At 39.9% G+C, this 21577-nt stretch carries 17 protein-coding genes and 1 pseudogene; 11 read left to right on the plus strand and 7 right to left on the minus strand.

Going from position 1 to position 21577, the window contains the following annotated elements:
* Positions 1–37 precede the first annotated feature (37 nt).
* Positions 38–217, plus strand: coding sequence for a 50S ribosomal protein L32 (gene rpmF / locus ACFIKR_RS01455; protein ID WP_005774555.1), 180 nt, complete (start codon positions 38–40; stop codon positions 215–217).
* A 266-nt stretch (positions 218–483) separates the two neighbouring features.
* Positions 484–612, plus strand: a complete 129-nt coding sequence (locus tag ACFIKR_RS01460; RefSeq protein ID WP_375635506.1) for a hypothetical protein — start codon at positions 484–486, stop codon at positions 610–612.
* Between the two features lie 1900 nt (positions 613–2512).
* Here ACFIKR_RS01460 and ACFIKR_RS01465 read toward each other — a convergent pair.
* The 3 genes from ACFIKR_RS01465 to ACFIKR_RS01475 all read right to left on the minus strand — a co-directional run bounded on the left by ACFIKR_RS01465 (position 2513) and on the right by ACFIKR_RS01475 (position 5345).
* A complete protein-coding gene (locus tag ACFIKR_RS01465; RefSeq protein ID WP_375658552.1) occupies positions 2513–3097 on the minus strand; it encodes a CarD family transcriptional regulator in 585 nt (194 codons plus the stop codon).
* A gap of 304 nt (positions 3098–3401) precedes the next feature.
* Complete coding sequence (gene fdxA, locus ACFIKR_RS01470) at positions 3402–3743, minus strand: ferredoxin FdxA (protein ID WP_273787665.1); 342 nt, start codon at positions 3741–3743, stop codon at positions 3402–3404.
* A 21-nt stretch (positions 3744–3764) separates the two neighbouring features.
* A complete protein-coding gene (locus ACFIKR_RS01475) occupies positions 3765–5345 on the minus strand; it encodes a hypothetical protein (protein ID WP_375658553.1) in 1581 nt (526 codons plus the stop codon).
* A 588-nt stretch (positions 5346–5933) separates the two neighbouring features.
* On the opposite strand from ACFIKR_RS01475, the gene ACFIKR_RS01480 reads away from it, so the two are divergent.
* On the plus strand, positions 5934–6845 hold the full coding sequence (locus ACFIKR_RS01480; RefSeq protein ID WP_375658554.1) for an RNA polymerase factor sigma-32: 912 nt from the start codon (positions 5934–5936) through the stop codon (positions 6843–6845).
* A gap of 317 nt (positions 6846–7162) precedes the next feature.
* On the opposite strand, the gene ACFIKR_RS01485 is transcribed toward ACFIKR_RS01480, so the two are convergent.
* Positions 7163–8740, minus strand: coding sequence for a M48 family metalloprotease (locus ACFIKR_RS01485; protein WP_375658555.1), 1578 nt, complete (start codon positions 8738–8740; stop codon positions 7163–7165).
* A 147-nt stretch (positions 8741–8887) separates the two neighbouring features.
* Between ACFIKR_RS01485 and ACFIKR_RS01490 the strand changes: the two genes are divergently transcribed.
* From ACFIKR_RS01490 to rimJ, 4 genes and pseudogenes are all read left to right on the plus strand, one after another.
* Positions 8888–9523: a thiamine diphosphokinase gene (locus ACFIKR_RS01490; protein WP_375658556.1), complete on the plus strand. Its 636-nt coding sequence runs from the start codon at positions 8888–8890 to the stop codon at positions 9521–9523.
* Positions 9524–9626: 103 nt separating this feature from the next.
* Complete coding sequence (locus tag ACFIKR_RS01495) at positions 9627–10013, plus strand: hypothetical protein (RefSeq protein ID WP_015856972.1); 387 nt, start codon at positions 9627–9629, stop codon at positions 10011–10013.
* A complete protein-coding gene (locus ACFIKR_RS01500) occupies positions 10013–11875 on the plus strand; it encodes an ABC-F family ATP-binding cassette domain-containing protein (protein WP_375658557.1) in 1863 nt (620 codons plus the stop codon). Before ACFIKR_RS01495 ends, ACFIKR_RS01500 begins: the two co-directional genes overlap by 1 nt.
* A gap of 558 nt (positions 11876–12433) precedes the next feature.
* Positions 12434–12996: pseudogene (rimJ, locus tag ACFIKR_RS01505) on the plus strand (ribosomal protein S5-alanine N-acetyltransferase).
* 541 nt (positions 12997–13537) lie between these two features.
* Here the strand turns inward: rimJ and ACFIKR_RS01510 are convergent.
* Entirely contained in the window at positions 13538–13798 is a 261-nt protein-coding gene (locus ACFIKR_RS01510) for a DUF2312 domain-containing protein (RefSeq protein WP_005774567.1), read from the minus strand.
* A 263-nt stretch (positions 13799–14061) separates the two neighbouring features.
* Here ACFIKR_RS01510 and ACFIKR_RS01515 point away from each other — a divergent pair, with 263 nt between their 5' ends.
* Positions 14062–14550 (plus strand): DUF1036 domain-containing protein, encoded by a 489-nt coding sequence (locus tag ACFIKR_RS01515; protein ID WP_375658558.1) that lies wholly within the window; start codon positions 14062–14064, stop codon positions 14548–14550.
* A complete protein-coding gene (gene pyk, locus ACFIKR_RS01520; RefSeq protein ID WP_375658559.1) occupies positions 14547–15983 on the plus strand; it encodes a pyruvate kinase in 1437 nt (478 codons plus the stop codon). The genes ACFIKR_RS01515 and pyk overlap by 4 nt, the downstream gene beginning before the upstream one ends.
* A gap of 1306 nt (positions 15984–17289) precedes the next feature.
* Here the strand turns inward: pyk and ACFIKR_RS01525 are convergent.
* Together ACFIKR_RS01525 and ACFIKR_RS01530 are read right to left on the minus strand one after the other, a co-directional pair.
* Positions 17290–17667, minus strand: coding sequence for a cell division protein ZapA (locus ACFIKR_RS01525; RefSeq protein ID WP_375635514.1), 378 nt, complete (start codon positions 17665–17667; stop codon positions 17290–17292).
* Between the two features lie 12 nt (positions 17668–17679).
* Positions 17680–17955: a DUF4164 domain-containing protein gene (locus ACFIKR_RS01530; protein WP_005774573.1), complete on the minus strand. Its 276-nt coding sequence runs from the start codon at positions 17953–17955 to the stop codon at positions 17680–17682.
* 332 nt (positions 17956–18287) lie between these two features.
* On the opposite strand from ACFIKR_RS01530, the gene tkt reads away from it, so the two are divergent.
* Positions 18288–20294, plus strand: a complete 2007-nt coding sequence (gene tkt, locus ACFIKR_RS01535; protein ID WP_375658560.1) for a transketolase — start codon at positions 18288–18290, stop codon at positions 20292–20294.
* A gap of 202 nt (positions 20295–20496) precedes the next feature.
* Complete coding sequence (gene gap / locus ACFIKR_RS01540) at positions 20497–21504, plus strand: type I glyceraldehyde-3-phosphate dehydrogenase (RefSeq protein WP_375658561.1); 1008 nt, start codon at positions 20497–20499, stop codon at positions 21502–21504.
* The last annotated feature ends 73 nt before the right edge of the window (positions 21505–21577 follow it).

Raw genomic sequence — 21577 nt, forward strand, 5'->3', positions numbered from 1 at the left:
TGCTTTTTCTGTTTTAATGGATTTGGAGTGTCTTTTTATGGCTGTACCTAAACGAAAAACCTCTCCAGCGAAGAGGGGCATGCGCCGTTCGGCTGATGCTCTGAAGGCGCCGACTTATATCGAAGATAAAAATTCTGGTGAATTACGTCGTCCTCATCACATTGATTTGAAAACGGGAATGTATCGCGGGCGTTCCGTTTTAGTGGTTAAAGACTGAGCGTTTTATCTCTTTTCCAGTAGTAAGCTTCTTTTGATTCATGAGTGAATGCACGTTTGTGGCGTGCATTTTCGCTTTAAGGTGGATGTTGAGGTGTCCCTGCGTCGCCCTTATCACATTGATTTGAAAACGGGAATGTATCGCGGGCGTTCCGTTTTAGTGGTTAAAACTTTAGCGTTTTATCTCTTTTCCAGTAGTAGACTTCTTTGATTCATGAGTGAATGCACGTTTGTGGCGTGCATTTTCGCTTTAAGATGGATGTTGAGGTGTCCCTGCGTCGCCCTTATCACATTGATTTGAAAACGGGAATGTATCGCGGGCGTTCCGTTTTAGTGGTTAAAACTTTAGCGTTTTATCTCTTTTCCAGTAGTAAGCTTCTTTTGATTCATGAGTGAATGCATTGGGTGAGATGCGTTTTTCGCTTTTTCTTGAGAACATGTGTAAGGCTTGGCCATAGAAAAATGATTCTATTGTGGGAGATGATTTTTTTGTTTTTTTGAGAGGCTATAAAGGATTGCTTGTGTCAGTGTCTTTTATGATGATTTCGTTAAGAGCTGGGGTATTGATATAAGTTAGGTCAGTAATGGAATCATTTTGTATCGCATTTAATTTTTACTCACTCTAGAGGGAATCCTATTAGATCGTAAAATATCGTCGTTTAAGGTGGTTGGCCCATGTAAGCCTTTAAGCATACTGGTGTTTTTATGAGAATATTTAAGGCAATGGTTTGTCTATAGGCTTATATTGTGACATGTGATTCTCCATAAAAAATAGAGATCGACATCACATTGATTTATAAGGTTCATTTGTTGTTTTGTGCCTTGAATGAAAGGTCTATCGTAGGATTTTCTCATTTCAAATTTCTTTCATGTTGAATCAATGGCAATCACTTGCTTTTCTGTCACAAGTGGGGATGGCATGTGGGTAAAAACTCTATAAGAAAGAACAAAATGTCTATAATGAATATTTTCAAATGTAAGAATTGTTGTAACATTGGGGGTTAAGTGTATGCTGATGCTAGCGTGCTTTCTTATGAGCAGAAAAGAGAAAACCGTTACAAGACAGAAGGTGTACACATTCAATAATCTTTAGTGCTTTTGATGATAAAGGTACATGAGACTTTTCTATGAATATCACGCTGTCTTTTCATATTTTTGAGCTAAGAATTGTCCATATATTTTTTCTTATTTTTGTGAATATAAGGGATTTGTTACGAACAGCTTGTAAAAATAAGTAAACTTAAAACTAGGTGTTTTATGTATGGAGGTTGAGCAAAGTATTTTATCAAAGTTGGTATGACTCTCCGGTTCATAGCTGGTTTATGAATGGTTTTATGGTGTTGCTTACCTAAGTTTGTGATTTTTTTGTTATCTGTTCATCAATATCTAATCTTTAGCGGTCTGTTTAAAACAGAGGTTAAGATTTTTAAGAGCTCTATGAATTGTTTTAGATTTTGTGTGTCCGATTGGAGTAAGAATATTGCGTATATCTCCTCTGAAATAAGAATATAACCTCATTTTGGAAAAATATGAAGTTGCAAGGGGGAAATGCCAACGTTCATTTTTATTGTTATTTTTTAAGTTAGCTTTACAGCTTTCAAAAGTATTTGGAATGTCTTTTACAGAATGGATATGATAGTTTAGTTCATGTTTTTGTTTTTCTCGTTCTTTAATAGGAGAATGCTTCTCATGCAAAATAGAGCGCCCAAGACAAAATATGCTTATGTTGTACTGTCACGCGTTTTTAAAAAGGAATATTTTTCAATATTTGTTGCATCCATTTTATGACGGCATTTTTGAATGTTATAATGGTTTTGTAGAAGGGTAAATGGTAAAGTTTCGGTGCAGTGTATAAACGGCACTGTGATCTTTACGCTTAATAAAAAAACAAGCCCGCATCCTTATACATCTTGCCAGATTCCAATGTTGGTATATCCTTTGGTGCTTGGACAGTTCTACTAGCTCTTTTTGTACAGTTTTTACTCACAGATCAGCTCCGCTTGTGACCGAAAAGCAAGTGATTTTGATTGATTCAACATGAGAGAAATTTGAAATGAGAAATCTTACGATACTCAAGATTCTAATTTAATATGAATAATGCTAGATTATGATGATTAATCAATTTGTTATCTATGAAGCAAGCAAATAGGGAGAAGGAATTTGTCGAAAAGTTAGATTATTTATAGATTGGCGCTGGTTAAGAAACTTCGTCCTTAGGGGCAGAGAGGATGTTAAAAAAATAAAACCAGCGAAAAGCTGGTTTTATCAAAGTATCTCATTATGATGAAAGAGTGTATTATGCAGCGTAGACAGCCTTGCTGTTTTCATCTGTTTCTTCTCTCTCAGTTTCAAATTCGCGTTTCGGTTTGTTGGAGAGATGCATCTCTATGAGATTGATAGCTTCTGTTTCAGAAAGACTATTAATAACCGCAATTTCGCGGGCCATTCTTTCAAGAGCAGCTGTATAAAGTTGGCGCTCAGAGTAAGATTGTTCAGGCTGTAGATTAGAGCGGAAAAGATCGCGGACCACTTCGGCGATACAAATAAGATCTCCTGAGTTGATTTTAGCATCATATTCTTGTGCACGACGTGACCACATGGTTCGTTTAACGCGTGCTTTTCCACGTAAAACTTTTAAGGCGCGTTCGACAGAATCACTAGCAGACAATTTACGCATTCCAACGGAAAGGGCTTTTGCAATGGGGACTTTGACATCCATCTTATCTTTCGCGAAATGAATGACAAAAAGTTTTAATTTATGTCCTGCAACTTCTTGATCTTCAATCGCTATAATTTGTCCTACTCCATGCGTAGGATAGACGATATATTCAGAGGTTGCAAATTCTTTGGTCTTGGAGGACGTTCCATGTTGGGATGCCATATTTTAGTTTACTCCCTTATGATCAACAAATGTATCGGAAAACAGGTTATAAACCTGAGGGTTGAGTTTTCTTTAACCAAGTATATTGTACCAATTAAGTGAGCATAAAAGCCGAGTACTTTTAAATCCAAAAAAAATACATCGCTTTACTACAAAAAGCAAAGAAAAATACTTAGAAAGATGATCATGTTAAAATAACACTAACATCAAACTTCCAAAGAATCAATCATTTCGCTTAAGGATTTTTTTATTTTTACAAGAGAAGTCTTTCAGTTGTTAAAGGAGGAGGGTGTACACTGTATCATTACTCTTCGCCACTTCCTGGATTTTCTGAAAAATACTTTTCTAATTTATTTGGAACACCATCCATTTCTTTTGCTTGAGGAAGAGGATCTTTTTGGGTGGTTAGATTAGGCCATTTGTTTGCATAATGAAGATTAAGTTCTAACCACTTTTCTAATCCTGGTTCTGTATCAGGTAAAATCGCTTCTGCTGGGCATTCTGGCACACAAACACCACAATCGATGCATTCATCGGGGTGAATAACAAGCATGTTTTCCCCTTCATAAAAACAATCAACAGGGCAGACTTCAACGCAATCCGTATATTTGCAGTGAATGCAGTTGTCGGTTACTACGTGGGTCAAGATCAAACTCCATTGGTTACTTTAATTCTCTTTAGAGGAAAGTGTGTGCGTGTTTTTGTGATTGGTGAGTTGATCGCGTAGTATAGCTAGTTTTGCAAAAGGTGAATCAGGATTAAGGCGCTTTTCTTTTTGAAAAGGCTTATGATTTGCATGTTTGCCTTCGGATTTGTGGAACTTATGAGAGCGTTTTGTTTGTGATAGTGCTTCTTGAGGGGAATTTTCATTTGTGTGTTCCCCTTTTTTTATAGCGCTCTTCGATTTATTTTGCCACTTATTTCCTAATTTATCACGTTTTTTTTGTGCGTGGTGGTGAAATTGATGCCTATAATGCCATAGTAAAATAACTTTATCTTCTTCTGTAGGGAGAGGGGATTTGGCAAAATTCCCAACAGGTTCAGCTGCTGGTAAACGATTGGTTTTATGGGGATGTTTTTCAATACCAGAGAATAAAGTGTTTGGGTATGAGGTGTTTTTTTCTTCTCGTGTTATTTCTGAATGGCTCATTGTTTTCCATTGACTGCCAACGCATTCTGCTGCAGGAACATCTTGCATTGTCCCATTGACAGGGGAAGAGGTTTGGTGTGCAAGGAGATTTTGTTCAAAAACAGTATTGCTTATGCTGTACGATTGATAACCAAGTCCTTTGAGGATTTCTTCCATATCGTTTCCATTGGCTCCAAGAATGGACATCATGGCTGGTGTAACAAAAAAACTTTTGCCATCATAGGCGCCATCTGGTTTGGGATCACTTCCTTGTTTCCAATGAAGTGCGGGGCGGATGAGATTGGCGAGACGTTCTAAAATATCAATCCGTACAGCACGTTGTCCTAAGATTCGGTAGCCGGCTAATTGATAAAATTGGCGGTTATAGGTAGGGTCAACAATCAAAGAGGTTCGACCAGCAGATAATGCTGACAAAATTTCACCCAAACCAGTTTGATCTTGTCCCGCGTTTTGAAGATTCCACAGGAGAGTAATGGCTTGAACCGGAGCAGGTTTAAGCATTCCGGCAACATAGATGTGAAAAGCGCCAAAACGCACACCTAGACGCCGAAGCACGGCACGTGATTCTTGCGCAAGTTCTTTGACAATGTCTAAGACTTCGCGGCGTGGTAAAATCCCTAAAGAGTTAAAAAGTTGTAAAGCAAGATTATTTGTTGAATCCGTTAAATTATCAGCATTACGCAAATCAAATAGAGGTTTTAAAGTCGTTTCAAAATGAAAGGTGACAAAGCGTTCTAATCGTTTCACAACGTTATCGCGAGATTCTCCTGTGAGTTGTTCATCTGCTAAAACAATCAGTTTTGGTTTGAAAAAATCTTCTGTTGCCACAAGTTGTCCTACGGGTTGACCAATCCAGCGCACAATTCCATCAGAACTGAGGGTGAAATCTCCATTTGCACAAGCACAGAGGCGTGTTGCGCGTTTGGAAAAAGCAAGAATCAAATTTTCATTCTCTGTTGAAATTTGCTTCTCAGTTATTTGATCGGTACTGTTTTTGTTGGCATAAAAACGAAAACCTTCAAATTTACCCCTTCTGTGTTTTTCAATGAGAATATCATCTTGAAGAATCTCATTCTGTTGAACAATCTTGCTATCCATGATCAGTTTCTTTCTCAGTGCGAAATTGGTCAAAAGCTTTTTGCGACAATTTCATAATGGTTCTCTTTCTTTAACACGTTTGTTGCGTTTGCTTCAATCACTCTTGTCGTTTTTTGATGTTTCTTTTTGCATCTTTAAAACTTGGATGATTCTTTTTTATTCACGTTTCATTCAGTTTGGGTGCTTTATATTTGAAAATTACACTTATTAGTTGTATTGTAAAGCTGAAAGCATAAGTAAATTCTTCAATTTAAAAGGAAACGGAACCGGTTATCAAAAAACAGCATTTGTTTTGCATGATCATTTTATTTTTTTGCTGTTTTGTTATGAAAAGTGCAGAGAAAGTTTTTTCAAACATTTCATAGACTAAAAGGCATATTGTAAAGGTATTTTGCAGGTGAAATTGTGTCTTATGACAAGAAGTTTTACCATGACAGTAAAAAAAACAATTGCGATTATAAAAATACACGTTAAAGTAGCGGGTGCAAAAGTTAACAACTTTTGCGTTATTTTAAGCAAAGAACAATGCAAAGAACAATGATGTCGTTGCCAAATCAATTTTGATAATTTTAATCGCAAGGGGTTATTATGGGTAATCTTTCAAATGCTGTTTATAAAAGCAGCAAACATTATAGCGATGCAGACAAAAGCTTAGGACGCAATATGATGCGTTCTGCTATGCAAGCACCTTATCTTGAACGACAAAAAGAGCATGATTTGGCTCTGCGGTGGAAAGACAAACGTGATGATGATGCCATGCATCAAATTGCAGCGGCTCATATGCGTTTAGTGATTGCTATTGCTAACCGCTTTAAACGTTTCAAAATGCCATTGGGGGATTTGGTACAAGAAGGGTATGTGGGACTATTGGAAGCAGCTGCACGTTTTGAACCTGATCGGGAAGTGCGTTTTTCAACGTATGCAACGTGGTGGATACGCGCTTCTATTCAAGATTATATTTTGCGAAATTGGTCAATCGTTCGAGGGGGAACTAGTTCTTCGCAAAAAGCACTTTTCTTTAATCTTCGGCGTTTGCGTGCAAAACTGATACAAGATGATAGTGCTTTGTCAAAACAGGATATTTTTCGCACAATCGCTGAAAAGCTTGGCGTTTCCGTGCGCGATGTTGAAACGATGGATTTTCGTTTTTCCAGTTCTGATAATTCCTTGAGTGTTTCTGTTTCTGAGAACAGTGATAATCCCATTGCTAAGATGGATGTTTTGGTGGATGATAGTCCTCTTCCTGATGCTTTAATTGAGCAAGTAATTGATGGTCAACGGCGTACACAATGGCTTTACGATGCATTGCAAATTCTCAATGAACGGGAGTTGGAAATCATTCGCTTTCGTCGCTTAAATGAAGAGGGTGCGACTCTCGAAGTTTTGGGTGAAAAGTTAGGAATCTCGAAAGAGCGCGTGCGTCAAATTGAAGCTCGGGCTTTGCAGAAATTGCGTTCTGCTCTCCTTACGGTTCATTCAGAAGATGCTTACGATATGTAAGCAGCGAAAGGCGTTGTGGGAGGAAGAGAGAGAACGTATAAGTAGGGGGTTATATGAGGGTATGATGAAGTTGGATTTAGGGGATTGCCAGATTTGTCTAGGGATATGCCTCCTTGGGGATGCGTTTGGTGCTATTGATGAACAGGGGAAGATTGGGGGTGATATTAGTTCGAGGAAGTATGTATCAAACGGAGTCGTATGAAGGTATGATGAAATTGGTTTTTAAAATGCCCCTCTTCATTTGCGAATATGCTTTAAGGGAGAGGGCGTCATACAGATAGAAAAGAATCAAAACTGTAGCAGATGAGAAAAAAGGCTTATTCTGTAATGATTTTCACTTTTGTACCTGCGGGTAAAGTTTGTGTTGGTGAGAGGGCGTTGAGGATGCGAAAGAGTTTTTCTTTATCTGGTGTGTGTTGCATTTTATTGGCTAGGTTTGCAACGTTTTCTCCTTGTTTAACGCGGACAACACGGATTTTTAAGGGCTTCAGTTTTTTTAATTGTGAAGATGAAAGAGAATGAAAGCTTTGTAGCGTTTTTTGGGCAACCTCTACAAAATTTTGAGAATTATGTGGGGCGGCTGTCAGAAAACGAAAGATGTGGTTGTTGAATGGAATGACAACTACATCAAATTGCCATTGCTCATTGGTAGCATGGGCTCGTGCTCCAAGTAAACTTTGGCTTTGGAATCCTTGACGCGTAAATTCTTGATGGGGGGGGGCCTGAATTGTGATGGGGCGGATAGATGATTGGTCTAGCCCGATAATCCAGCCGCTTTTCAAATAATCACTCGCAGATATTCCAGCAGGATGCGGAATAGCATCAAAACGAATCGCAATTTTATCTGGTCCACTGGCCCAAACAGTGTGTGCTGAATGTTCTATTGTAAAATTGTTTGGAACAGAGAAAGCTATGCCCAACTGTGGGTGAATAAATTGGTTGCCTCGTACAAAACCTGTATAAAATCCTCCTCCAAAAATCATGCCATCAATGCTTTTGAGAAAAGAATTGCGATCGGTTGTTTTACTATTCCCTTTACTTATTTTACGCGCTTTTTCTATCGCAAGCCGAATGCGTTGAGGGGTGGTTGGGTGAGAGGCTAGAAAATCTAGAGAGGCATTTTGGGTGCCGGAGATATTACGCAAAGCACTATAGGCTTCCATTGTTTGAAGAAAGCGTGGTGAAGCAAATGGATCATATCCTGCTTGTTGGAGCATTTCAAGTGCAAGGGAATCAGCTTCTAGCTCTTGATTGCGGGAAAATTGTGCGAGTTGTTGCTTGTTTTGCGTAGGGTTATGAAGTTTTTTGCCAATAGAAGAAAGAAGATGTGAAGATATGTGATTTGCCATCTTTAATTGGGCTTCTTTTTGCAGGCGTAAAATGCCATGATTGGCTCTAATATGTGCTATCTCATGGGCTAAAATGGCTGCAACTTCTGAAGAATCATTGGCTAATGCCAGCATACCACGAGTGATGTAGATCGCGCCATTGGGGAGCGCAAATGCGTTAATACTTTCTGAGTTTAAAATGGTTACAGAATAGCTTTGATGAGAACTATGGGATGCAACTGTCAGTTTACGGACAATCTTTGCTAAAAGGTGTTCAAGTTTTACATCATAATAAGCGCCGCCATACATTTGCAAAATACGTGGGTGTTGCAGAGCGCTTAATGTGACATAGATATTGTGATTGTTGGTACGTTTGATCGTTTTAGAAGAAGTGGAAGAAAGCCTATCATTTTGAGAGAGGGGCGTATGACAAGCCGAAAGGAGAAACGTTAAACTTATGAAAGTTGCTTTATACAGGCGTGAGCGAAAAAGAAACTTGCGTTGAAAAATGGAGTGCGTTGGATCATGGTGCACATTGTTTCTGCGGAGTAATTTGGCAAATTGCATTTGTATCTTTGTATCGTATGTTTCTTCAAGAGAGTCATCAGGGATAAGGATTCGTTTGGCTATATCACGCTTTTTGTTTATAAAAAATGACTCTCACTGATAAAAGGGTGCGCTATAAAGGAAATTTTGTGAAAGGCAAAGTATGGCATGACAACATTTACGATATTGTTAAATGGAGATGTTTGTATCACTGATCGCTTGCTTAATCAAATTCAAAACAGTCGGGTGATTGCTGCTGATGGTGGTATGCGTCATGCGGCAGCGCTTAATGTGTTGCCTGAGTTGTGGTTAGGCGATTTTGATTCATCGGATGAGAATTTAATACGCGAATATAGTCATGTTCCGCGTGAGATTTTTCCCTCTGATAAAGATATGACAGATAGTGCTCTAGCTTGCGAAAGAGCGCTGCAAAATGGTGCTAAAAAGCTTATTTTGTGCGGTGCTTTGGGAGGTGAAAGAAGTGATCATAGCCTTTCTCATATGACGCAAGCATTGGTGATGGCTGAAAGAGGCATTTCAGTGTTGTTGACAAGCGGTTTGGAAGAAGGCTGGCCGGTTTTGCCAAGACCTTGTTCGTATGATTTGCCTAAGGGATGTTTGTTTAGTATTATCGGTTTTTCTGATTTAAAAGGCTTAACTCTTGCAGGGGTAAAATGGCCAATTTGTGACAAAAATGTGTCATTTGGCTCTTCTTTAACACTTTCTAACCGTATTTGTGGAACCTTTTCTTGCCATTTAGGTTCTGGAAAAGCTATATTGTTAGCGTCTGTGCCTATTCCATAAAGCTCTTCCAATATATTTTGAATAAGGCAGGGGGGGGCCTAGTGATTAAGTGCCGACATAAACGATATATTATGTATTGATCTTGAGAAGGAAAGGTTTTGATATGTTAAAATCAATTTTTAAAGTGGCTGTTGTTTCAGCCATTGGTTTCAGTTCAGTCGCTTGTACCACAAACGATGAACGCGTTGCACGTTATGGCGTAGGAGGAGCAGCAATTGGTGCTTTGGCTGGAACTGCTATTGCTGGAAGTACTCCTGGAGCAGCACTTACCGGTGCAGCATTTGGTGCTTTGGCTGGAACAGTAACAGGTGCGGCTGCAAATCAAAGAAAACAACAAAGACAGGCATCACAATTGTGCACGTATCGTGGTCGTAGAGGGCATGTTTACCAAGCACCTTGTGCACAAAGAGTCCCTGTACGGCAATTGTGTGCTTACCGTGATGCAAGAGGGGTAATGTATAAAGCCCCTTGTCCGCACCGCGTTCGTTAATGGCGCCGCCGCTCCTGCGGCTTGACCGCATTTTCTTAAATTTTGGAAAAACGCCTTTGCTCAATCAAGCTTGTTTATCGGTTGAGCAGGGGGCGCGTATCGCGCTGGTTGGCCGTAATGGTTGTGGAAAATCAACCCTATTAAAAATTGCCGCAGGAATATTAGAGCCTCATGGTGGCGAAATTTTTCGCCACCCGCGAGTGACGCTCCGTTATGTCTCACAAAATCCGGATTGTTCAGGATTTGAAGATATTAACGCTTATATGGAAGCGGGGCTGGACGATACATCTGATGTTCAGTGGATCAATACGCTTCGCACAAATTTAGGGTTTTCGGGGGCGGAAAAATTGGAAACGCTTTCGGGAGGCGAAAAGCGGCGTGTTTCATTGTTACAGGCCATTGCTGCAAAACCCGATATTTTATTCTTGGATGAACCAACCAATCATCTTGATTTACCAACCATTGAATGGCTGGAAGCTGTTTTATCGTCTTTGCGTTCAGCGATTGTGGTGATTTCCCATGATCGGCGATTTTTAGAAAATGTTACGCGGTCAACGGTATGGCTTGATCGTGGCACAACCAAAAGACTGGAAAAGCGTTTTTCAGAATTTGAAAGTTGGCGTGATAAGGCGTTGCAAGAAGAAGCCATTGAGCAGCATAAATTGGGGCGCCAAATTGCCCGTGAAGAACAATGGTTGCGTTATGGCGTGAGTGCACGGCGTAAGCGTAACGTACGGCGTTTAGGCGAATTAAAAAACTTAAGACAGCGTCATCAAACCTATAAAGGGCAGCCTGGAAATGCACTTTTGACAGCAGCGAAAAGTCATGAGTCTGGGCAATTGGTGCTTGAAGCAAAGAAAATTTCAAAATCCTATGGTGATCGCATTATCGTGAAAGATTTTTCTTTGCGTATTCAGCGTGGTGATCGAATCGGGTTGGTAGGACCCAATGGTATCGGAAAGACAACGCTCCTTTCTGCATTAATTGGGCAAGAAGCCGTGGATAGTGGAACGGTGAGGCATGGCTATAACCTTTCTATGGCATTGCTTGATCAGCAACGTATTTTAAATGAAGAAGAAACTTTAGCGCATTATTTAACGGGAGGAAGAGGTGATACTCTTGTGATCAATGGGCTGGAGCGGCATGTAGTTTCTTATATGAAAGACTTTTTATTTTTGCCTGAACAAGCACGCACTCCCCTTAAAGAATTTTCGGGGGGAGAAAGAGCACGCCTCATGCTTGCACGACTTCTTTCACGTCCTGCAAACTTTTTGATACTTGATGAACCGACCAATGATTTGGATATGGAAACTTTGGATTTGTTGCAAGAATTTATTGCTGATTTTGCGGGAACAGTATTGTTGGTCAGCCATGACAGAGACTTTTTAGATCGTACTGTAACGCATATGTTGGCACCTCAAGGTGATGGTCATTGGGTTTTGTATGCGGGCGGCTATAGTGATATGATGGCGCAAAACCAGCATGCTCTGAGTTTACAACGAAAAAAAACAGAATTATCGCAGCGTAAAGCACCTTCAAAATCTCATGTGGGAGAGCTTTCAAAGCAGGACTCATCAACAGATCATAGCTTGATAGTGCGGGAGAAAAAACCACGAGGTAAATTGTCTTATAAGCAGGTTTATGCATTGGAAAGATTGCCTGAAGAAATTGCTGTTTTGCAAAATGAAATCAAAAAAATTGAACAAGAGCTTTCTGATCCAGCCCTTTATCGCAGTGATAAAGAGCGTTTTGAGCGTTTATCAACAGCGTTGGAAAAAAAGAAAAATACTTGCACACAAAAAGAAGAAGAATGGTTAGAACTTGAAATTTTACGCGAAGAAATGGAAGCGTGTTCACGGTAATATCTAAAAAATTTTAAAAGATTTGTATTGCATCATCGCTTTTCTTGGATTTGTTACAAGAGTTTGTGGCTGATTTAGCGGGAACAGTGTTGTTGATGAGTTATGGCAGAAACTTTTTAGATCGCACTGTAACATGTAGCTTTTCAAGGCGATGGTCATTGGGTTTTGTATGCGGGTGCAGTGATATGATAGCGCAAAACAAGTATGCTCTGAGCTTACAAGGCAAAGAAACAAAACTATCTTTGCCGTGAGTTTTTTCAAAATTGCGTATAGGGAAGCACGCCAGTTCCATTGCATACTTTTCCAGTCCCCAATGTTGCTACAGCTCCCTTGGAACTTGAGAGCATTCATAAGAAACATTCCCTTATCTTTACCTTATATCCTAAATGCACCAACCCCGCTTCTGACGGAAAAGCAAATGATCTTCATTGATTCTAACGTGAGAAGTGTTGTGATGGGGAGAGCTTACTGTATTCGACGTTATGATTTAAGTTTAAAAATGATGATTTGTTAGGATAAACCAACGTGTTATTGTAACATTTCGAGGAGGAGAAAATGATGGCAATTAAAACAAAGCGAACAATTTCCACATTGATTGGTTTAGAAGATGCAGCTGAACTGTCTTCTTATTACCTTCGTAATGCGAATCATCTGCGTCCTTTTGAACCTGTTAGATCTGATGGTTACCACAGCCTAACAGCTTGGGAAATACGAGCTAATGCATTTGCTTGTGAAAGTGCACAAGGACAAGCATACCGATATGCCTACGATTAAAAAATGAAAACACAGTCATTGGTGTTGTGAATTTTACAAATGTGGTTCGTGGTGTTTTTCAAGCTTGTCATCTTGGTTTTTCTCTTGATGAAAAACAACAAGGCAAAGGTCTCATGTTTGAGAGTTTATCGGCTCTAATACGGCATATCTTTCATGTTTATCATCTGCATAGAGTGATGGAAAATTATAGACCTGAGAACATAAAAAGTGAACGTTTATTAAAGCGCCTTCATTTTGAAAAAGAAGGCTATGCCAAAGACTATTTGATGATTTCTGGAAAATGGAGAGACCACATTCTAACCTCTCGAATCAATGATCTGTATGAGCCCGTTAATAGATTCGAATAAAGTTTTGTTAAAAGTTCTATCAAGGGGCTTTTTATCAAATGTGTAAATATGCCGAATTTCTGCCTATCCTAAAAGACGAAGATCCTTAACCACCTCTTCTTTTGTAAACAGTTCAGACTCTCATTTAGCGGATTTCAACCGCTAACCACTTTATATGTTTCTTTTCGTAGATAATGAATTGATTTATCATCATCATTCATTTTTTCAATTTGAAGGAAGAGAGTCCTCAATATCGTAAGACTTTCTCATTTCAAATCTATAGATGTTTAATCATAAAAATCACCTCTCTTGCACATCACAAACTGGATTGGCGTACAAGTGAGGGTTTGTGTGGATAAAAATGATTGGAGGACAAGGATAAAAATGCTCTGTATAAATCCTTTTAATGTGAGGGCTGTTGCAATATTGTGTATTCTGTGACCGATAGTCTCGTTACAAGTTACACAAACTGCTTATTGTTGGGTGAAATTTTTATACATTCATTTTTTTTTGCATTTTGCGTTTTCTTTTCTTAAGAAAATTTCCAATGGTATCAATGATTTTAATTCATACCAAGCGCATTTTTATAAAGCTCAATGATTGCTTCTTCTTCCATTCGTTCGTGCTCTTCTTTTTTACGCAACCGTATAATGCTTCGAACAGCTTTACTATCAAAACCAGAGCCTTTAAGTTCAGTGTAAACGTCTTTAATATCATCAGAAATGGTTTTTTTCTCTTCTTCTAGTCGTTCAATACGTTCGATAAAAGAGCGTAATTGGTTTACGGATATAGCGTGTGTTTGATCGGTTACTGTATCGTTCATTGTATTTTTCTCCAAGTTATATATTTTAAGTTGTTTTTCGACGACGAATTTATGTTGAAAAAGCTTGAAAAACAAAAAGTAAATCAAGCTACACTGTTTTTTTATAAATTGACTTTAAATATTTTGTAAAATTTTTAAGATATATGCATTGATAAAAGGGCTATAAAAAGAAAAATATAAAAATATACGTTTTAGACTTGAAAAGCTTTTGAAAAAGAAGTGTGTAATTTGTTTTGAGAATTTGACATTATAGAGGAAGTTTTGTGATTTTTAAAAAACGATATTGGGTGTTTCAGAAAGGATTAAAGGTTTTTCTCTTGAGCATTTTGCTCTTGTTTCCCCTTGTTGTTTTTGCAAAAGCTGACTTTAGGGTTTGTAATACAACCCAACAGTCTGTAGGGGTTGCTCTTGGATATCGTACATTTTCAGGGTGGGTGAGCGAAGGCTGGTGGACGGTACCCGTGACGGAGTGTAAAACCTTAATTGAGGGGCCTCTTGCTTCACGGTTTTATTATTTTTATGCGGAAGGGGCACAAAAAAAAGGGAACTGGGCAGGCTCTGTAACCATGTGTGTGCAAGATAGCCAATTTACCATTCAAGGGGTTCATGATTGTTTCCCTCGAGGATATCAAAAGGCTGAATTTAAAGAAATCGATACCGGAAATCAAACCAGTTGGATGGTACAGTTGACGGATGAGTCTTTGTTAAACAATTCTGTTGTCCCTTCTCTTTCAGGAAATGCTCCGCCGTGAAACGTGCACGTAAAGTGAAAATTATAGCGACTCTTGGTCCTTCTTCTTTTTCCAGTGAAATGATTGAGAAGCTTTTTAGGGCAGGAGCAGACGTTTTTCGTCTTAATATGAGCCATACTGACCGTGATATGATGGTTGATTTGGTCAAGTCTATACGAGAAGTTGAAAAAACAGTTCGGCGACCCATTGGTATTTTAGTCGATCTTCAAGGGCCAAAACTGCGTGTGGGTCGTTTTACTAAGGGTCAAGAAGATTTGCGTGTTGGGCAAAGCTTTACGTTAGATAATCGCGATGTGTCAGGTGATGCACAGCGTGTTTTTTTCCCTCATGAGGATGTATTTTCGGCTGTTAAACCAGGGGATCGGTTGTTGATTGATGACGGAAAACTGGAACTGCGTGCGCAAGTTTGTGATGGTCATTCTGTACAGTGTCGCGTGGTTGCTGGAACCCGTATTTCTGATCGAAAGGGTGTCAGTTTTCCCGATACAATTTTGCCTTTTGATTCGATGACGTCAAAAGATAAAGAGGATCTTCAGACTCTTTTACAGCAGCCTGTTGATTGGGTTGCTCTTTCTTTTATTCAACGTCCAGAAGATATTATAGCGGTACGTCGATTGACGAAAAGCAAGGTGTCTTTGATGGCTAAAATCGAAAAGCCTCAAGCCTTGGAGCATATAGAGAAGATTATTGATGTATCCGATGGTATTATGATTGCACGGGGTGATCTTGGAGTGGAAATGCCTTTGGAAAGGATCCCTGCACTTCAGATGGAGCTCATAAAAGCTTGTCGTTTAGCAGGAAAGCCTGTTGTGGTGGCAACACAAATGCTCGAATCAATGATTACATCTCCTGTTCCGACACGCGCGGAAGTGTCGGATGTTGCTACAGCAGTTTATGCAGGAACAGATGCGGTGATGTTGTCTGCTGAATCTGCTTCTGGTCGTTATCCTGAAGAAGCCGTGCTTATGATGGATCGAATCGCGCGGCAAATCGAACAGGATCACACTTATGCCGCTCAGGTTGGGGCACAACATCCAGCACCAGAATCAACAGGAACAGATGCGATTTCTCTTGCCGCGCGTCAGATTGCTGAAACACTTGAATTAGCAGCTATTGTTGCCTATACGGCTTCAGGAACAACGGGGGTGCGCGCCTCTCGTGAACGTCCCAATAGACCGATTATTGCTTTATCTCCCATTGTGGAAACAGCACGGCGTTTAGCTTTAGTTTGGGGGCTTCATTGTGTGGTTGCGCAAGATGCACGGAATTTAGAGGATATGGTTGATCGTGCAGCAGCCATTGCATTTCAGGAAGGTTTTTGCAAAGGGGGAGATCGCTTTCTTGTGACAGCTGGTGTTCCCCTTGGAACGCCTGGAGCGACAAATCTCTTGCGTATTGCTTCTGTCTCTCAAGATGGAACGAAAGGGATTTGAGCCGTTTACGCATGGTGTTTTTTCATGCGCCTTTGAACAGGCTTTAAACACAACACGTGTGCGCTTTTTGTGAATGCTTCCATAGACCTATTATTCTTTTATCTCCCATTGTAAAGATAGCAAGGTGTTGCTTTAAGTTGTCAGGTTTGGGGATGGGAGCAGATGCGGTGATGTTGTCTGTTGATTTTGTTTTAGTTCTGAGGAAGCTGCTTTTACGGTAGGGCATTTAATGGGAGCCCCCCCTTTTATTTCATTAAGGCATATTGGGGATTGCTTTATTGATGTTTATACGAGCAAGATGTTCATTGGTAATGAGAGTTCATTCTTTTGCTTTTTGAATGAGAGCCTTGAAACTTTTCTCATTTTAAACTTTTGCAAACAGAATTGAATAAAATTAGAATTATGTGCCTAAAAAGTCATGCTTGTACGTCACGACTGGGGGGCTTGTGGGTAAAAACTGTACAAGAAAGGTTGTCCTCTCTTATGAATCGTTTTAAGGGACAAGGGGGTTTTTGCAATATTGGGGGCTGGTTATAATGATGGTGCCGGTTTGCTCTTTCTTTTATTAAGCGTGGAGATTTTGAGGACTGGGGAGAGAGATATGGATTGTTTATTATAAGGATAAAGATGTCGGTAGAGGGTGTTTTCAAGATTTATTATTGTCGTTTATGATGTTTGAAGTTGTCTCAGATTAACATAATCTTCGGGTTTGGCTTTTTTCCTGCTCTAAAGGATGAAAATACTAAAGTTCACGCTGGTTTATAAATGATACGGTTCTTCTAGGTGGGTTTCATCTGATGGACATTCTAGGTGCAAAGACTCCATAGTGCTTATATTATCAAATGGCGGTGTTTTACGGTATAATAGATAAGGTTATTTTTTAAATATATCTTAAATCTGCTTGATATTATCTAGGGGTAAGGACTTTTGGTATGCATTCATAGGGAACATGAATATAGTTCTTTTTCTCGAAGGATGCTTTATTTGTTTATTTCTGTTGTCATTTATATGATTTTTTTACAATGATGTTGGTTTTTTATCTTGTTGTGCTGTTAAAAGACATCTCATTTGAAGGGTGGTGATATAAGGTTTCCTCTTTGATATAAGAAGTGTTTGTGCAGGGGTGAAATATTCAGGGCCGAGTTTTTCTTGTTGAGTTTTAAGTTTATCCCATAAGTGGTGAGTAGCTGGAATCCTCTCTATAAAAAACTGGACCATTTACAGACTGGTGTGGGTTTAAGAGTTTTTATCCTGTGAGGTGTAGCGGACAAGTAAAATCACTGGTTTGTTACGCGCTGATGTACTTTTAGAAATCTTCCTGTTCTTGAAAGTTTGTGCTGTTTTGATCATCTTTGAGCAATTGGTTGGTGAGATTTTCAATGCGTTGTGTGGTGTCACGCATAATTTTCCCCATGGTGCGGTCTCTTTCGTTGTGGAGTCGTAAAAGAGCATTGTAGTCTTCTTGTAGTTTTTTATTTTCTCGTTTTATTTCTTCCATTTCATCGATAATCATTATGCCAGCCATAACCGATAAACGATGGTCGCCAATTTCACCAAAATTGTTCTTTAAATGTGTGATATATTGATCCAATTGAGCAGCAAGCGCGATAAGACGACGTTCTTGTCCTTTATCACAAGCCATGCGATAAATTTTACCATCAATGGTAACGGAAACAGTTTCCATACATTCAAACCTTTATCTATCAATGACAACACGAATTGTTTCCATTGCTTTAATAAGACGTTTGGAAACTTCTTTGTTTACGGACTCTAAGCGTTCAATTTGGGCTTCAGCTTTGTCAAGCGCTTGGGCAAGATGGCTGCGGTCAGCATTCATTCGTTGAATTTCTTCTTCCCATTCGTTATTTTTATCAATAACGGCATTGCGGTTTATTATGGTGATCTCTAAAGTTCTAAGTGCTTTTTCTAGGTGCTCTAGAGCATCTTGTAGAACCGTCGTTTCTTGGTTCATTGCTTTTATCCTTTGGGTAATTGTATCCTTTATCAATGTGTTATGCAAAAACGAATCACTTTCAATCTTGTATTGTGTGCGTTTTATTTTTAAGTATGTAGGATATTTTAGCAAGCAAAGCAGGGGATGGATATAAATTAAAAGCTGGATTTTTTGCGCGTATTGGCATAAATGACATGGATATACAGGACGCGTGAGGGGAATGTTATTAATGTTATTAAAGTGGTGGCAAAAAGTCTCACGCTAATGGTTAAAATAGTATTTCTTGAGAGTTTTAAGAGAATACGGAAAAAGCAACAGAATAACGTATTTAACGAAATGGTCAATTATTCATGACAAATACCCACCAACAGAATCAGATGGCCAATGCTATCCGTTTTCTTGCTATTGATGCGATTGAAAAAGCAAATTCTGGTCATCCGGGCTTGCCAATGGGGGCAGCCGATATTGCTACGGTTCTTTATACACAGTTCCTTGCTCATGATCCTAAAAATCCTTGCTGGCCTAACCGTGATCGTTTTGTGTTATCGGCGGGGCATGGGTCTATGTTGCTTTATGCTCTCTTGTATCTTTCTGGTTATGAGGATCTCTCTCTTGAGGATCTCAAAAATTTTCGCCAATTAGGGGCAAAGCTTGCTGGGCATCCAGAATATGGGCATGTGGCGGGAATCGAAACAACCACTGGACCACTTGGACAAGGGTTGGCAAATGCCGTGGGAATGGCTCTTGGGGAGCGTTTGCAAAATGCCCGTTTTGGTGATCTCATCAATCATTACACTTACGCGTTGGTGGGCGATGGATGCCTTATGGAAGGGATATCTCAAGAAGCGATTTCCCTTGCTGGTCATTTGAAACTCAATAAGCTTATTGTGTTGTGGGACGATAATAATATTTCCATTGATGGAGAGATTTCACTTGCTGATAGTACTGATCAGATTGCGCGTTTTAAAGCTTCTGGTTGGGAGACACATAAAGTCAATGGGCATGATCAAGCAGCAATTGCACGGGCTATTGAGGCGGCACAAAATTCCGATAAACCAACTTTGATTGCTTGTAAAACAACAATTGGTTTTGGAGCGCCAAATAAAGCGGGTACTAATAAAGTTCATGGAGCCCCTTTGGGCGCACGAGAAATCACTGAAACCCGTATCGCTTTAGGGTGGGAGGCTGAGCCTTTTGTTATTCCAGCCGATATTCTTGATAATTGGCGCTTGGCTAGTCTCAATGCTGCTAAAAAACGCCAAAAGTGGGAAGCAAAATTTGCTGATCTTCCTGTCTCAGAGCGTGTGGAGTTTGAAAGATTGATGCGAGGCGATCTCGTGGGCGGATTTGATGGCGCTATTGATACTTATAAACAGAAACTGGTTGAAGAGCGCCCCGTTGTTGCTACGCGTAAAGCTTCGGAAATGGCTCTTGAAGTGATTAATGAAGTCGTTGTTGAGACCATTGGTGGTTCGGCTGATTTAACCGGATCTAATAATACAAAAAGCAGCCAGATGAAAAGTATCTCTGCTGAAGATTTTTCAGGGCGCTATCTGCATTATGGAATTCGCGAACATGCAATGGGAGCTATGATGAATGGTCTTGCCCTTTATGGCGGCTTTATTCCTTATGGGGGAACCTTTTTATGCTTTTCTGACTATATGCGTCCCGCAATGCGGCTCTCTTCTTTGATGGGATTGCGGGTGATTTATGTCATGACTCATGATTCCATTGGTCTTGGTGAGGATGGTCCGACCCATCAACCCGTGGAGCATTTAGCTTGCCTGCGCGCAATGCCTAATCATCTTGTGTTTCGCCCTGCTGATGCTATGGAGACAGTCGAGTGTTGGCAATTGGCTTTGAAAGCACGCAAAACGCCTTCTACCTTGGCTTTGAGTCGACAAAATTTACCGCTTTTGCGTCAAGAGTATGAAGAAGAAAATCTCTGTATGCTCGGTGCTTATGAATTCCTAACAGCTAGCGATGATGCACAAGTGACGCTGTTTGCTTCTGGTTCAGAATTGCAAATTGCGGTAGAGGCACATGCGGTGTTAGAAGAAAAAGGCATCCCAACGCGAGTGGTTTCTGTGCCTTGTTTTGAACTCTTTTCTCAACAATCTCTCTCCTATCAGCGTGCTCTCATTGGAGATGCGCCGATTAAAATTGCCATTGAAGCTGCTGTCGCCCAAGGATGGGACCGTTTTATTGGCTGCGATGGTGTGTTTATTGGTATGGAGGGCTTTGGGGCAAGTGGAACAATTGATGCCCTTTATGCGCATTTCGGTATTACTTGTGAGAATGTGGTCGCCACCGTTGAAAAAGAACTTGGAAAGATCAAAGAGGAAAAGACAAAATGACAGCTTGTGTTGTCATGAATGGGGTGGTTTTAGGGCATCATATTCTGTGCAGTGTTCTGGATGATCTTGTGCATTATTGTGGATAAGTGAGTGAGTGATCAAGATATTGACATTGTGGGAATTAATGATTTGGGATTGGTGAAATACCCATTTATTGTATTTTAAATGTTGTGCTTAAAAAATTGATGAGGAAACATGTGAAATGACAGTTCGTGTTGCAATTAATGGGTTTGGTCGTATTGGTCGCAATATTTTACGTGCGCTTGTGGAAAGTGAACGGAAAGATATTGAAGTGGTCGCAATTAATGATTTGGGATCGGTGGAAACAAATGCCCATTTGTTGCGCTATGATTCAGTTCATGGGCGTTTCCCTGGGACCGTTAAGGTGGTAGGGGATGCCATTGATGTGGGGAGTGGTTTAATAAAGGTATGCGCAGAGCGTGATCCTGCTCAATTGCCTTGGAAAGATTTGGATATTGATATTGCTTTAGAATGTACAGGCATTTTTACTGCGCGTGATAAAGCAAGTGCTCATTTGGACGCGGGGGCAAAGCGTGTTCTTGTTTCTGCGCCTTCTGAAGGAGCAGATCTTACGGTCGTTTATGGGGTTAATCATCAATCTTTAAGCAGCGAGCATCGCGTTGTTTCAAATGCTTCTTGTACAACCAATTGTTTGGCACCTGTTGCACAAGTCTTGCACAACACGGTGGGCATTGAAAAGGGCTTTATGACAACAATTCATTCTTATACGGGTGATCAACCTGTGTTGGATACAATGCATCGTGACCTTTATCGTGCACGTGCGGCAGCTCTTTCTATGATTCCTACCTCAACAGGAGCGGCAAAAGCTGTGGGATTGGTCTTGCCAGAATTAAAGGGATTGCTTGATGGTGTGTCGATTCGTGTTCCGACCCCTAATGTTTCTGTGGTTGATTTGACATTTACCGCTAAGCGTTCCACAACAATCGAAGAAATTAATACAGCCATTGCTGCTGCTGCACAAGGTCCTTTGAAGGGCGTTTTGGACTATACAGAAGAAAAACTTGTGAGTTGTGATTTTAATCATAATCCTCATTCAGCTATTTTCCACAATGATCAAACAAAAGTGATTGATGGTAAGCTCTGTCGCGTTTTGGTTTGGTATGATAATGAATGGGGCTTTTCTAACCGTATGAGTGATACGGCTGTGGCTTTTGCTAAGACAATATAAGAGGACCTCAGGGTCCTCCTTTTTATAGGAAAAAATCTCATTTTTGTACAATTTTGAGAAAAACAGATAGAGG

Origin of the sequence: Bartonella sp. MR30HLJHH, assembly GCF_042194195.1 — a bacterium.
GTDB classification, from domain to species: Bacteria; Pseudomonadota; Alphaproteobacteria; order Rhizobiales; family Rhizobiaceae; genus Bartonella; species Bartonella grahamii.

Excerpts from the sequence above, each read along its gene's own strand:
- ACFIKR_RS01475 (WP_375658553.1), bottom strand. The coding sequence starts at position 5,345 with ATGGATAGCAAGATTGTTCAACAGAATGAGATTCTTCAAGATGATATT.
- ACFIKR_RS01485 (WP_375658555.1), bottom strand. The coding sequence starts at position 8,740 with ATGCAATTTGCCAAATTACTCCGCAGAAACAATGTGCACCATGATCCA.
- ACFIKR_RS01500 (WP_375658557.1), top strand. The coding sequence starts at position 10,013 with ATGGCGCCGCCGCTCCTGCGGCTTGACCGCATTTTCTTAAATTTTGGA.
- ACFIKR_RS01465 (WP_375658552.1), bottom strand. The coding sequence starts at position 3,097 with ATGGCATCCCAACATGGAACGTCCTCCAAGACCAAAGAATTTGCAACC.
- ACFIKR_RS01530 (WP_005774573.1), bottom strand. The coding sequence starts at position 17,955 with ATGAACCAAGAAACGACGGTTCTACAAGATGCTCTAGAGCACCTAGAA.
- ACFIKR_RS01490 (WP_375658556.1), top strand. The coding sequence starts at position 8,888 with ATGACAACATTTACGATATTGTTAAATGGAGATGTTTGTATCACTGAT.
- ACFIKR_RS01480 (WP_375658554.1), top strand. The coding sequence starts at position 5,934 with ATGGGTAATCTTTCAAATGCTGTTTATAAAAGCAGCAAACATTATAGC.
- ACFIKR_RS01495 (WP_015856972.1), top strand. The coding sequence starts at position 9,627 with ATGTTAAAATCAATTTTTAAAGTGGCTGTTGTTTCAGCCATTGGTTTC.
- rpmF (WP_005774555.1), top strand. The coding sequence starts at position 38 with ATGGCTGTACCTAAACGAAAAACCTCTCCAGCGAAGAGGGGCATGCGC.
- ACFIKR_RS01525 (WP_375635514.1), bottom strand. The coding sequence starts at position 17,667 with ATGGAAACTGTTTCCGTTACCATTGATGGTAAAATTTATCGCATGGCT.
- ACFIKR_RS01510 (WP_005774567.1), bottom strand. The coding sequence starts at position 13,798 with ATGAACGATACAGTAACCGATCAAACACACGCTATATCCGTAAACCAA.
- tkt (WP_375658560.1), top strand. The coding sequence starts at position 18,288 with ATGACAAATACCCACCAACAGAATCAGATGGCCAATGCTATCCGTTTT.
- gap (WP_375658561.1), top strand. The coding sequence starts at position 20,497 with ATGACAGTTCGTGTTGCAATTAATGGGTTTGGTCGTATTGGTCGCAAT.